The sequence below is a fragment of the Nocardioides sp. genome (assembly GCF_035697785.1).
Lineage (GTDB): Bacteria > Actinomycetota > Actinomycetes > Propionibacteriales > Nocardioidaceae > Nocardioides_B.
The window spans coordinates 1-12626 of record NZ_DASSCL010000034.1; the positions used below are offsets into that span (position 1 = coordinate 1).

Consider the following 12626-nt stretch of genomic DNA (forward strand, 5'->3'; position numbering starts at 1 on the left):
CCCGCCTCCGCGCCGGCGATGTCGAAGCCGACCACGCCCTCGTCGCGGTAGGCGACCACCAGCTCGGCGATCTCCTGCGAGCGCGCCTGGTGCCGCATCGCCGTCAGCAGCTGTCGTACGACGATGGGCGTGCCCGCCCGACGCGCCGCCTCTTCCCCCTCGCCGAACCCGTCGCGCACCGCCTCGACCACGTCGGTGAGGCCCAGCCCGCCCTCGAGGTGTTGCTCGGGGGCGTACCGCACCTCGGCGTACACCACGCCGTCGGCGGCCAGGTCCTCGACGCACTCGCGCGCGACCCGGCGCAGGTTGTCGGACGTCTGCATCACCGCGACGGTGTGGTCGAATGTCTCGAGGTAGCGCTCCAGCGACCCGGAGTTGGCGGAGTCCTCGAACCAGGTGCGCAGCGTCTCGGCCTCGGTGGCCGGGAGCACATGGCCCTCCGGTGCGAGGTCGATGATCGTCTGCGGCCGCAGCCCGCCGTCGAGGTGGTCGTGGAGCAGGACCTTCGGGGCCCGCTTGATCTGCTCACCGATAGGTTCGGACATGCGACACATCCTTGCACCCCGCAACCACGGGAGGACCGGACCCATGCGCACCTTCACGTCGTTCGACGAGCTCACTGCCGCCGTCGGCGAGTCCCTGGGCAGCAGCGACTGGCTCGAGATCGACCAGGCCCGCGTCGACGCGTTCGCGGACGCGACCGGCGACCACCAGTGGATCCACGTCGACGTGCAGCGCGCCAAGGAGGGACCGTTCGGCGGCACGATCGCGCACGGCTACCTCACGCTGTCGCTGGTGCCGTTCCTGGGCAGCCAGGTGTTCGCGCTCGAGACCCCGGGCGCCAAGCTCAACTACGGCGTCAACAAGGTGCGCTTCCCGAACCCGGTCCGGGTCGGGTCACGGGTGCGGACCCACGTCACGGTCGTCGCCGTCGAGGACATCCCGGCCGGCAAGCAGATGCAGCTCCAGCACGTCATCGAGATCGAGGGCCAGGACAAGCCGGCCTGCGTCGCCGAGACGGTCGTGCTGCTGCTCCCCTGAGCGTGGGCCAATTACCACGGTCCCGTGGTAATCGCCCGCTTCCCGGTGTGAACTCACCACGGGGAGCGACCGTTCCCCTGGGGGAGTCGCCGCCTACTCGCCGGCGACCGCCCGTGAGGGCAGCAGCTCGTCGACGAGCGCGTCGGTCTCCGCCTCGATGTGGGCGTTGCGCCGGGTCAGCGCGTCGGCCATCCGGCCTGCCGCCTCCGCCGCGGCGGCGTGCCCGCCGGACTCGTGCTCGGCCCGGATCAGGTCGCGCCACAGCAGCTGCGAGCCGGGAGCGGCCCGCAGGCCGGCCTCCGCCGCGGCGGCGGCGCCGGCCGGGTCCCGGTCCTGGCCGCAGAGCTCGACGAGCCGGTGCGCGGTGTCGACGACCAGGTCGGCGACGACGGACTCGAGCCGGGTGCGCGGCAGCCAGGTGTAGCGCCCGGCGGGCCGGTCGTCCAGCAGCTCCCCGCGGACCAGCTGCAGCGCCCGGCGAAGCAGCTCCCGCTCCTCACGCGACACCGCGTGCCGCGACCGCTGGGCGAGCTCGCAGAACGCCGCCCAGTCGACCGCGACGTCGGGGCTCAGCGACAGCCGACCGTTTTCGTCGGACCGGAGCAGCGGCGAGCCCTCGGTGTCGTCGCCGAGCCACTCGCGCACCCGCTCCACGGTCGCCCTGCGCACCTCGGGCGTGACCCCACGCGGCCACACCGACGCGGCGAGCACCGTCGGGTGCACGGGCGCGGACTGCAGGCCCAGGAACGTCGCCACCTCGACAGCCAGGTCGACGCGGGTGGGGTCGAGGTCACCGGGGGTCCGGGCCTCGATCCGGCCCAGCACGCCGATGCGGACCGCGGCCGCGCTCCAGTGCCCGTCGTCGCCCGGCCGGGTCGGCGCGGGGACGCGGACCCGGCCGTCGACGACGACCGGCGCCTCCTCGCGGGCCCGTTCGAACAGCGCGGCCACCAGCGCGGTCGAGCGGGCCGTCAGCCGGACTGCCTCCACCTGCAGGTCGAGCAGCGGGACGGTCATCGTGCCGCTCTCGTCCACCTCGAGGCGCCAGCGGGTGCCGGCCGACTCGCCGGCGGTGATGACGCCGAACCCGCGCGCACCGGCGCCGGTCAGGCCGGCCAGCCGATCGGCGAGCGCCGGCTCGGGCGGTGCGCCGAGCACGGCGTACTGAGGCACGACCCCGGGTCGCCTGGCGAGCCGTCCAGTCAGCACCTCCTGCCCGCCACGCTGCGGAGTGCTCGCCTCCAGACGCTCGAGCAGCGGCCCGAGGTCGTCGACCAGCACCAGCCGGTCACCGGCCAGGTCGGCGAGCACCTCCGAGAGACCGTGCCCGAAGACGCGCTGCTCGTCGGTCCACGGAGCGGTGGCGAGCTGCACGGCCAGCGCCGAGACGACCTCGCGGGCGGTGGTGTCGTGACCGGTCACGGCGACGGCGCCGCCGACCGACTCGAGGTCGACCAGGACGTCGGTGCCGTCGAGCCCACGACCGACACACACGAGCCCCGGGTACGGCGCGTGGCCGAGCTCGGCCGGCTCCTCGGCGTCCGCGGAGAGGCGCCAGATCCGGCCGTCGTCGACCGGGGTCCACGGGGCCGGGGCGTCCGTGCGAGCCGGGGCCAGCCGCAGGTCGATGTTCTCGTCGTCGACCGAGACCGCGAACACCGGAGGCAGCGCCCGCTGCTCGTTGCGGCAGGTGGCACTGAGCCCCCGCAGCGCACGGTCCAGCCGGTCGGCCCGCGCCTGGTCTGCGCCGACCAGCAGCGCCACCTCCGCCTCGAGCGCGTCGTCGTCGGGGGCGGCGCTGCGGCGACGGCGGCGCTCGGCCAGCAGGGCGCCGAGCAGTCCGGCCGCCACGATCCCGCCGCCGGTGAGGTCGCGGGCCAGGGTCGACTCGTGCCGGGACTCGACGGTGTCCACGTCGCCGGCCGAGTCGGCCTGCTCGTCACCGGCGCCGCCCCGCACCTGGGCGGGGGTCGTCTCGGCCGTCCGCACGGGAGCGGCATCGACCCGGTCGAGTCCCGTGGCGTCGCCGGGCATGATCAGCACCCACCCGGGCTGGATCAGCCGGCCAAGCATGAGCTCCCCACCGTCGGGCTGCAGCCGGCCCTTGTTGAGGTCGAAGATCTCCTGCCACCGACGGCCGTTGTCGAGGTGCCGCTCCGCGATGTCCCAGAGGTTGTCGTGGTAGGAGCCGTCGGGCGGCTGCACCACGTAGACCTTCTTGCCGATCACGTCGGTCATGTCGCCCGGCACGCCCGCGTGCACCGCCCGGCGGTCGTCCCGTGCGCTTGCGCCGGTCACGTCCTCGGTGCGGTCGTCGGCCCTGACCTCGGCCCGCGTCCGGTCGTCAGCGCCGGCCTGTACCGCCCCGGCCACGGGCGCGGGTGCCAGGGCGGGGCTCGAGAAGGTCGCGGCCACCGACGTGCCGGTGCTGCCGGCGAGCACGCCGCCGACGAGCAACGTGCCGACCAGCGCGCGGGCCAGGTGCTGCGAGCGGCCGGACAGCGGCACCGGGCGGGGCAGCCCGCGGCCACGCACCAGGCTGACCGTCTCGATGAGCGTGCACACCGCGAACTGCGCCCACGCCAGCCACACCACGGCGCGCAAGACCGCGAGCACGGTGTCGACCGTGACCGGTTGGGTGAGGTCGGAGCGGCTGGGCATCCCGTCGGGGTACGGCGGCGGGCCGGTGAGCAGCCACAGGCCGACCGGGACGCCGACCAGCATCACCAGGAGCGCGACGCCGGCGCCGAGCGCCTTGAGGGCAGAGGTCTCGGTGTGCTCGGCCGGCTGGCCACCTGCCGCACGGCTGAACCTCTCGGGTCCGCGCGCTGGGTCGGTCTGGGTCGAGGTCACGACTGTTCCTTTCTTGACCGATCCGTCAGGGGACGGGGTCGGTCACCGCCTGCGCGGTTGCGGACGCGGAGATGTCGAACGGGGGGACGCCGACCAGGCTCAGCAGCTTGGGCGCCACCTGGTCGCGGGCGCCGACGGTGATCTGGTCCCCGAAGGCCGTGGCGGTCGAGACCGTGTAGCCGAGGCCGCCGAGGTAGGCGTGGGCGCGCCCCTCGGCCGCCCGCGGGTCGAGCTGGACCACGTCGTTGGCGCGGAGTGCGACGATGTCGATCTCCTGGGCGCCGGCCCGGGCGGCCTGCTCCACGTCGTCGGCGAGCGTCATTCGGGCGTTGAGCGCGGTGCCGCCGTCGATGACGAGACCGGCGCAGGCGAGCAGCACGATCGCGAAGCCGACCACGAACGCGGTCGCGGTGCCGCTCTCGTCGCCCCTCCTGACGGCGGCCCGCCTCATCCGGTCCTCCGGTAGACGTCGATCGGGGCGTTGCTGGCCGCGCTCACGCCCACGCTGCCGGGGAGGCCGATGAGGCCGAGCCCGGCGTAGGACACCGAGCAGCTCAGGTCGATGCGGGCGGTGCCGCCCGCAACGAAGCCGTTGAGCGTGAACCCGGAGCACGACGTGTCCCGGTCCAGCGACTGCGCGATGACCTGGCCGGCCGCGGCATGGGCCGACGCGGTGTCCCGCTGCAGAGAGGCGGCACGCACGGCGTCGCGAGCGGTCGCCTGCATGTCGCCCTGCACGGCGACGTAGCGGCCGCAGGCGACGATCAGCATCACGAACATCATCAGCACCGGGGTGAGGATGACCAGCTCCACGGCCATCGAGCCGCGCTCGTCCCGCTGCGCGCCGCTGCGCCCGCTCACTGGTCCACCTGGAACTCTTCGACCGGCCCTTCGACCGTCTGGCTCACCCGGGGTACGACGACGGGGGCGAGCTCCTGCGCCCGCCCGGACACCACGGCGCGGACCCGGTCACCGCCGACCGGCACGACGTTGACGTCGACGTCCTCGAGGATGCCGCGGCCGATGTTCTGCGCGTACTGGTAGCCGGCCACCCGGCCGGCGCCCACGTCCCCGGTCACCCGGGCGACCCGGGCCGCCTCCCGCGCCACGGCGGTGGCCGCGGCGTTGCCGAGGTAGATCAGGGAGAACTGCACGGCCACGAAGATGACCAGCATCAAGATGGGCATGTACATCGCCAGCTCGACGGCGCTGGCGCCACCCTCGTCGCCCCGCCGGATGTCCCGGCGCACGCCGACGCGGCTCAGCCCAGGTCGATCGAGTCGGCCTTGTCGGTGATCGTGTTGAGCAGGATCGCCCCCACGGCGACGGCGATGCCGACCAGCAGGGCGGTGATGACCACCCACTCCACCGCGGACGCGCCGGTCTCGGCGCGACGCGCGTGCGCGATCCGGCCCCGCACCAGCGTGGTGAGCAAGGTCAGGTGCTGTGTGGACATGGACAGTCCCTCTCTCCTCGGGCATGTGGATGATCCCCGTCGTCATCCCCGGTCAACCCCCGAGGACTCTCGCGACTGCAGGATACGTCAGAAACAGGAGGAAGCCGACACACAGGAGGAGCTGGGCAACCAGCATCGACTGCGACTGCGCGGCGGCCCGACCCTCGGCGTCGGCGAGCTCCTTGCGACGCATCGAGCTCGCCCGCGCGGACAGCGAGTCGCGCACCTTGGCACCGTCCTCGGCGACCAGCGCGAGCGCGGCCGCGAGGTCCCGCAGCTCGTCGACGTCGACGTCGTCGCCGAGCTGGCCGAGTGCGGCCCACGGGGTGGTGCCCTGCAGCCGGGCGGCCTCCAGGGTGTCGCGGATGCGCACCATCGCCCAGCCGTCGCTGATCGACGTCGCCGCCTGCAGGGCCTCGGGCACTCCCCGTCCGCCGGCGAGGTTCATCGCCACCAGGTCGAGGAAGGAGCTGACCACGTGCCGGAAGTCGCGCCGGCGCGCCTCGGCGTCCTTGTTCAGCTGGGCCCAGGGCATCAGTGCACCCAGCGCGGCGCCGAGCAGCGCCAGCCACAGCGGGATCACGGGGGTGCCGAACATCCCGGTGACCAACGGGAAGGCCAGCACGATGAACGGCACGAACATGCCGACCAGCGCCGCCAGCAGGGTCCTGGCCAGGAAGGTCTCGCGGGACTGGCCCACGATGCCGAGGTTGGCGGTGATCGACGACGACAGCTTGATGCCGCGGGCGGCGAGCAGGTCGCTGACGCCGGCGCCGACCTTGCGCAGTCGCACCGACTCGTCCCGGTGCCGGCGGTCGGCGGTCAGGCTGGCGGTGCGCGCGCCGCGCTCGCGGCGCGCGTCGATCTGGGCGAGGCCGGCGGGGCCGCTCACCGGGCTGCGGTCGAGCACGGAGACGAGCAGCAGCACCCCGGTGCCGACCACGGCACCCACGAGCATCACCAGCACGAGGCTGCTCATGGCGCCGTCCTGAAGTGCAGGAAGCGTTCGGGGGTCTCGAACCGCGACAGCCGACGCAGCCACATGACCCCGGCGGCGAACACCCCGATCACGATCAGCAGCACCACCTGGCCGACGGGCGAGCCGTAGGGCTCGACGTAGCCGGGGTTGAAGATCCGCAGGCCGAAGACGAAGGTCAGCGTCACCCCGACCACGATCTGCACGCTGCGGCGGGTGCTCCGGCGGCCGGCGCTGACCCGCTGACGCATGTCGAGCTCGGCGCGCGCGGACTCCGACAGCGAGGTGAGCACCTCACGAAGGCCGGGACCGCGCAGCCGTGAGTTGAGGATGAGCGCCGCGATGATCAGGTCGGCGCTCGCGTCGTCCATGTCCTCGGCGAAGCGCTGCAGCGCGACGGGGAGCGGCACCCGCACCCGGAGCCGGTCGGCCATGGTGGACAGCTCGCCCGCGATGATCGGCGAGGCGGCGTACGCCGTGGCGGGGATGGCCTGCTCGAGGCCGACCGCACCCGCGACGGTGTCGCGCAGCGACTCGGTCCACGCCGCGAGCGCCTCGATCTTGGCGATGCCTCGCTTCTCGGCGCCGGCGCCGCCGAACAGGGCGTCCCAGAAGAGGATCAGCAGACCCGTCGCAACCGCGGCGACGATCCAGCGGGTCACCAGGAGCACCAGCAGTCCGACGCCGATGGCGATGGGGAGCCGGGTGCCGAAAGCCCTCAGCCGGCGGCCGAGGCCCGAAGGCGGCTTGGCCACCGCACTCGCCTCGTGCCGGGTCAGCCCGTTGACCAGCAGCACCACCCCACCGCCGACGACGGCCCCCAGGAGGACGATGAGGAGGAGCGTCGTGGACAACGCCATCAGGCGTTCACCCACGTGGGGGCCGCGCCCGGGGCGTACCCGACCCGCTGGAGCTCCTCCAGGCACGAGATCGACGCGGCCGGCACGGCGTACCCGTCGGGGCCCGGCCTGAACACCTCGCTCGACAGCACCCGCCCGTCGACGCCGTTGACCTCGCGGACGGAGGTGACCATGCGTCGGAGCTTGCCGCCGGAGGCGAAGTCGTTGACCCGCTCGATGAACACGACGAAGTCGATCGCCCCGGCGATCAGCATCATCGTCGCGTCGGCCGGCAGCCGCTCGACGCTCTGGATCGCGTAGGTGCAGATGCGGTTGAACACCTCGAGCGAGGAGTTCGCGTGGATCGTCGACAAGGAGCCGTCGTTGCCCTGACTCATCGCGTTGAGCATCGTCACGATCTCGTCACCGAGCACCTCACCGACGATGACCCGGCTGGGGTTCATGCGCAGCGATCGGCGCACCAGCTCGGCCATGTGGATCGCGCCGTGACCCTCCGAGTTCGGGAGCCGCTCCTCGAAGGCCACCACGTTGGGGTGCAGGTCGGCGAACTCGCCGAGCCCGAGCTCGAGCGCCCGCTCGACCGTGATCAGCCGCTCGGCCGGGTCGATCTCGTTGGCCAGGGCCCGCAGCAGCGTGGTCTTGCCGGCGTTGGTGGCCCCCGCGATCATGATGTTCTTGCGGGCCCGCACCGCCGCCGACAAGAAGGCGGCGAGCTCCGGCGAGATGGAGCCGTAGTCCACGAGCATGTCGAGCGAGGCCCTCGCGATTCGCGCCTTGCGGATCGACAGCGACGGCCGCTGGCACACCCCCATCACCGCGGAGAGACGACTGCCGTCGGGGAGGCGGATGTCGAGCTGTGGGTTGGCGGTGTCGAACGGGCGGCTGGTCAGACCGCTGTACGCGCCGAGGATCTGCACCAGCTCGACGAGCTCGTCGTCGTTCTCGGCCACCGGCAGCGCGCGCTCCTCGCGCCCGTCGGCGTACCCGATGAAGACGTTGTCGCAGCCGTTGATGTCGATGTTCTCGACGTCGGGGTCGTCGAGCAGCGGCTGCAGGCGGCCGACGCCGAACAGTGCGGCGTGGATCCCCTCGGCGATCGCCTGCTCGTCCTCGTGGGACGGCGGTTTCCGGCCGGCGGTCACCTCTTCGCGCGCGTAGGCGTCGAGGACCCGGCTCACCACCGCGCGGGCGAACTGGCGTTCGTCCTCGGCCGTCATCGGCGGCAGGCCGTTGGCGGCGTCCTCGCGGCGCTGCCGGGAGAGGATATCGGCGACCTCCTCGCGGAGGCGGCGGATCAGCTGCTGGTCCATCGACGTCCCTCCCCCGGGGCTGCCGCGTAGCGCGATCCGGCGAGCTCGGTCAGCCGACCGGCAACCTCCGAAGCCGACCGGAACAGCAGCGACTTGCCGATCGACCGTGACCAGCGCACGCCCTTGAGGCTGTCGGCCGCCCTGTCGTCATCGGCGACCACGCCGAGCACCCTCGCCTGGATTCCTTCCGAGTCGAGCAGCTGCTGGAGGTCGGGCGCCGACCGGGTGTCGCGGTAGGACGTGACGACCACGACCCCCACGGGCGGGCCTCCGGCCCCGGTCTCGAGGGCATCGCGCAGCGAACGGAGCCGGTCGCGCAGGTGTGCGACCCCCTCGATCGTCGGCCGTACGACGAAGAGCACAGCCGCTGCCCGCTGCAGCACAGGCACTGAGGCCGACCCGGGCACGACGCGTCCGCAGTCGGCGATCACATCGGCCCCGTAGGCGTTGAACACGGCCGGGATGTGGCTCCACGCCGCGCCCAGGCCGGCCACCTGGTCGGGGGTCGCGACGCCGGCGAGCACGCGGAACCCGCCATCGACGTCCTGGAGGTGGTCGTCGAGCACCGCCTCGTCGGCGCCGCGCCGGACGGCCGCGCCGAGCGACAGCAGGCCGCGTTCGGCCTGGATCGGGTCACCGTGGGGAGTGCGCAGCCACCAGGTCAGATCGCTCCCGGCCGGGTCCATGTCGGCCACAACCGGGTCGGTCGGCCACACCGTGGCCAGGGCCAGGGCCGTGACGGTGACGCCCGGCGACCCCTTGGCCGACGCCAGTGCGTACAGCGCCATCAGGACCCCGAGAGGGTCACGTCGTCGGTGGTGTTGCCGCGCGAGATCAGCGCAAGACCCGCAAGGTTGGCGCTGGAGGCGTCGATCACGTCGGCCGCCGCGGCAGAGGGCACGAGCAGGCTGACGCTGCCGGCCGCGCCGCCACCGAGCTCGTCGCGCTTCGGCTGGTGGATCGCGAGGACCAGACCCCGGGTGATCTGTGCCGCCCCCTCACCTGTGGACGAAGAGCCGCTTGCCCGGACCACCTCGACGAGGTCACCGGTCTCCAGCGCCTTCTCCGGGGCGAGCGCGGGGCTGAGGACGACGCTGACGATGGCCCGGTCGCCACCGATCGGGTTGTCCTTGTCGAGCATCGAACCGTCGATGAGCGTGCCGTCCTCGATGAACCCCTTGGCGAAGGTGCCCATCACGAGCTCCGCCTGGTCCTCGGGGATGAGGTTCAGGTCGTCGTACGCGACCGGAACCGCCCGGACATTGGTCGCCGTGATCCGGGTGCCGGGGGCCAGGTCGCCGTTGGCGACGAGCACGTCGACGCGGCTGTCCATCCGAATGGCCAGCAGCCCGGCGATCAGGGCACCGCCGACGATCAGCACCAGCGCCAGGGCGGCCATCGCTGGCCGGCGCTGCCGCGGCGGGGAGGGGAGCCGGCTGGGACCGGTCGGCTTGCCACCGGTGCCGCGAGCGGCCCGCAACCTCTGGCGGTCCGCCGTCGTGGCACCCGTCGTCGTGGTCATGTGTGCTCCCTCGTCCCCTCGTGGCGTCGGCTGTCAGCGGGTCCGGAGCTGTGTCCAAGCTCCCGCGCAGGTGGACAGCGAGCGATCAGTTTATTACCCGATTCGGGTAGAGATGAACCAGGTGTCCAGGGGGCATTCTGGGGTCTGCTGTTCCCAATGCTCCGAATGTCGGCTTAGGGTGAGGCGAATCGTCAGCCGGCCGTCCGGCACCGAGCATCGAAGGAGACCAAGAATGGCCCACGGGGACCACAAGATCGGGATCGACGACATCATGGCGACCGCCGACATGATCGAGCGGACGGTCGCACAGCTCGAAGACGCCCAGCGCACCGCCAACACCAAGTCCCAGGACCTGGTCAGCGGAGCGTGGCAGACGCCCGGCGCCTCCCAGACCTTCCACAACAAGTGGAACGAGTGGAACGACGGGATGAACAAGATGATGGCCGTCGGTCCGGAGTTCGTGACCTGGCTGCGCAACTACGCCCGCGACGCGGAGGGCCTGGACACGGCCTACAGCAAGTAACCGTCTTTGCGAGACTGCGCCCCCGAGCTCTTGGCTCGGGGGCGCAGTTCTTTGTTTGGCAAGGTGCCGTGGCCGGCTCGGTGGCCGCGTGCGGCCCCTCTGGCTGGGTCTGTGCCCCCCGCTGGCACCCCTGTCGTGGGACAACCCTCAGACCGGTCGGTGCCGAGGAGTCAGTTGTGCAGGCGCGCCTGCGGCGTGTCGGTGCGCAACTGACTCCTCGGCCGATGCTGGCACGTGCCTTCGACGTCCAGGTCGCGCGCTCCACCTGCGGTGCCTGGCTGGCTTCCTGCGGGTCAGTCGACGAGTGGTACCTGTACCAGGGTCTGGGTGCCACCGGGGTCGATGACCAGGCCCCTGCCGGGGTGGATGCGGGGCATCAGGCTGCTGCGCATCAGCCGGGTGCTGAAGATGTCGCCGTCGGCCATCCCCTGCGGTGACAGCAACATGCCTTGGCGGGACTTGCGGGCCTCGTAGATCCAGCCGCTGTAGCCGGCGCCGAGCTCCGCGGTCGCGCCCGCGACCAGCACCCGCCAGCCCTTGCCGCGGGCCTGCTGCACCATCGCCATCAGGGCCGGGGCCAGCGGTCCGTCCTTGAGCAGCTCCGCGTCGTCGACCAGCACGACCGCGCCCTCGGGCAGCCCCCGGAGCCGCTCGACCAGGGCCTCGTTCTCCAGCGCCGCGGTCAGCACCGCGGCGTCGCCGAGGTCGCTCGACAGCGCGTTCGCGAGCGGGCACAGCGCCAGCAGCGGCACGTCGGCCTCGCGGGATGCGGCGGCGACGAAGCGCAGCAGGCCGGTCCGGCCCGACTTGGGCGGACCGGCAAGCACGGTCACCGCGCTGCCCGACAGGTCCAGACCGGTGAGCACGAGGTCGTCGCCGCCCAGACCCAACGGCACCCACCCCCCGGCGACCCGGTCCGCGGCAGCCCGCACGGCGGCCCGCACACCGTCGTCGTACGGCGCGACGGCGGGCATCTCCTCCAGCCGGAACGGGCGGAGCGTGCCCGGCGTAGCGGCGTCGCGCTCGGCGTGCCGGGCCGCGATCTCGCGCAGTGCGGCGTTCTGCCCGGCCCCGGAGATGTCGTCGGCGAGCACCGCCACCTGCAGCTCGACCACTGGGTCCGGGGTGAGGGCGCGACCGTCGACGAGCGTGTCCGGGACCAGCTTGACCGGGATGCCGACGGCCCCGAAGTCGGCGCGGTCGGCCAGCCGGAGCACCAGCCGGTTCTCGACCAGCGTGGACATCCGGCCGGTGACCAGCGTCCGGTCGCCCGAGACCACCACGTGCAGGCCGACCGACGAGCCGTCGCGCAGCAGCGTCATCACCTGCTCGGTCATCCGGCCGCCGTCGACCTCCCCCAGCGTCGAGGCGAAGCCGTCCCAGCGGTCGAGCAGGAAGAGCAGGTACGGCGGCCGCTGGTCCTCGGGCAGCGCGGCGCGCAGCTCGGCGAGGTCGGCGTACCCGCCCTGACCCAGCAGGTGCTGCCGCTCCTCGACCAGCGACACCAGCCGGGACAGCAGCCGGCCGGCCCGGTCGACCTGGGTGCGGCTGGCCACGGCCCCGGTGTGGGGCAGGTTGGCGAGACCGAGCAGCGAGCCGTTGCCGCAGTCGAGCCCGTAGACGTGCAGGTCGCGGACCGCGACCCGGTCGGCCAGTGCGCCCGCGAGGGTGCGCATGGCCGTCGACCGGCCGCTGCGCGGGCCGCCGATGACATAGAGGTGGCCGTTCCGGCCGAGCTGGAACTCCTTGGCCCGCTGCTCCTGCAGGGCGGGCAGGTCCTCCAGCGCCCACGGTGCCGCGAGCCGCTCGCGCTCGGCCTCCTCCGAGGAGGGCGGCAGGGCGTCGACCCGGACGAGGTCCGGCAGCGCGTCGAGCCAGGGCCGGTGCTGCTCGGGGATGCCGAGCGAGGTGCTCAGTGCGGTGATGGCGTCGACGACGGCGGCGAGATCGGTGTCGGCCTCGTCGGTCTGCACGGACTGCGTCTTCGGCCGGGCCGGCGCGGGCAGCCCCACCCGCTCCCACGGCACCGGCCAGGCCAGCGCGTCGTCGGCGGGCTTCGGCCCCTCCGTGGCGTCCGGGCTGCGA

General features: G+C 72.9%; 14 protein-coding genes. 2 read left to right on the forward strand and 12 right to left on the reverse strand.

The annotated features are described in order from the left end of the window. The coding region (locus VFH10_RS03690) for an adenosine deaminase family protein (RefSeq protein WP_414689832.1) at positions 1-554 on the reverse strand (554 nt) is incomplete at its 3' end. A 34-nt stretch (positions 555-588) separates the two neighbouring features. Between VFH10_RS03690 and VFH10_RS03695 the strand changes: the two genes are divergently transcribed. Continuing rightward, positions 589-1041: a MaoC family dehydratase gene (locus tag VFH10_RS03695; RefSeq protein WP_325126052.1), complete on the forward strand. Its 453-nt coding sequence runs from the start codon at positions 589-591 to the stop codon at positions 1039-1041. 93 nt (positions 1042-1134) lie between these two features. Here VFH10_RS03695 and VFH10_RS03700 read toward each other — a convergent pair whose 3' ends face one another. Genes VFH10_RS03700 through VFH10_RS03745 form a run of 10 tightly spaced genes read right to left on the reverse strand, consistent with a single transcriptional unit; the run spans position 1135 to position 10018 of the window. Continuing rightward, a complete protein-coding gene (locus VFH10_RS03700) occupies positions 1135-3894 on the reverse strand; it encodes a hypothetical protein (RefSeq protein ID WP_325126054.1) in 2760 nt (919 codons plus the stop codon). Positions 3895-3919: 25 nt separating this feature from the next. Further along, positions 3920-4345, reverse strand: a complete 426-nt coding sequence (locus VFH10_RS03705; protein ID WP_325126056.1) for a pilus assembly protein TadG-related protein — start codon at positions 4343-4345, stop codon at positions 3920-3922. Next, the gene (locus VFH10_RS03710; protein ID WP_325126058.1) at positions 4342-4755 is read right to left on the reverse strand and encodes a TadE family protein; all 414 of its coding nucleotides are present in this window, start codon (positions 4753-4755) and stop codon (positions 4342-4344) included. Before VFH10_RS03710 ends, VFH10_RS03705 begins: the two co-directional genes overlap by 4 nt. After that, on the reverse strand, positions 4752-5144 hold the full coding sequence (locus tag VFH10_RS03715; RefSeq protein ID WP_325126060.1) for a TadE family protein: 393 nt from the start codon (positions 5142-5144) through the stop codon (positions 4752-4754). Before VFH10_RS03715 ends, VFH10_RS03710 begins: the two co-directional genes overlap by 4 nt. 11 nt (positions 5145-5155) lie before the next feature. After that, positions 5156-5350 (reverse strand): hypothetical protein, encoded by a 195-nt coding sequence (locus VFH10_RS03720; RefSeq protein ID WP_325126062.1) that lies wholly within the window; start codon positions 5348-5350, stop codon positions 5156-5158. Between the two features lie 52 nt (positions 5351-5402). Continuing rightward, a complete protein-coding gene (locus tag VFH10_RS03725) occupies positions 5403-6329 on the reverse strand; it encodes a type II secretion system F family protein (protein ID WP_325126064.1) in 927 nt (308 codons plus the stop codon). Continuing rightward, positions 6326-7186: a type II secretion system F family protein gene (locus VFH10_RS03730; protein ID WP_325126066.1), complete on the reverse strand. Its 861-nt coding sequence runs from the start codon at positions 7184-7186 to the stop codon at positions 6326-6328. Before VFH10_RS03730 ends, VFH10_RS03725 begins: the two co-directional genes overlap by 4 nt. Then, positions 7186-8496 (reverse strand): CpaF family protein, encoded by a 1311-nt coding sequence (locus tag VFH10_RS03735; protein ID WP_325126068.1) that lies wholly within the window; start codon positions 8494-8496, stop codon positions 7186-7188. Before VFH10_RS03735 ends, VFH10_RS03730 begins: the two co-directional genes overlap by 1 nt. After that, the gene (locus VFH10_RS03740; RefSeq protein ID WP_325126069.1) at positions 8481-9284 is read right to left on the reverse strand and encodes a hypothetical protein; all 804 of its coding nucleotides are present in this window, start codon (positions 9282-9284) and stop codon (positions 8481-8483) included. Before VFH10_RS03740 ends, VFH10_RS03735 begins: the two co-directional genes overlap by 16 nt. Further along, on the reverse strand, positions 9284-10018 hold the full coding sequence (locus VFH10_RS03745; protein ID WP_325126072.1) for an SAF domain-containing protein: 735 nt from the start codon (positions 10016-10018) through the stop codon (positions 9284-9286). Before VFH10_RS03745 ends, VFH10_RS03740 begins: the two co-directional genes overlap by 1 nt. Before the next feature lie 232 nt (positions 10019-10250). On the opposite strand from VFH10_RS03745, the gene VFH10_RS03750 reads away from it, so the two are divergent. Continuing rightward, positions 10251-10541, forward strand: a complete 291-nt coding sequence (locus VFH10_RS03750) for a WXG100 family type VII secretion target (RefSeq protein WP_325126074.1) — start codon at positions 10251-10253, stop codon at positions 10539-10541. A gap of 293 nt (positions 10542-10834) precedes the next feature. On the opposite strand, the gene VFH10_RS03755 is transcribed toward VFH10_RS03750, so the two are convergent. After that, the coding region (locus tag VFH10_RS03755) for an FtsK/SpoIIIE domain-containing protein (RefSeq protein WP_325126076.1) at positions 10835-12626 on the reverse strand (1792 nt) is incomplete at its 5' end.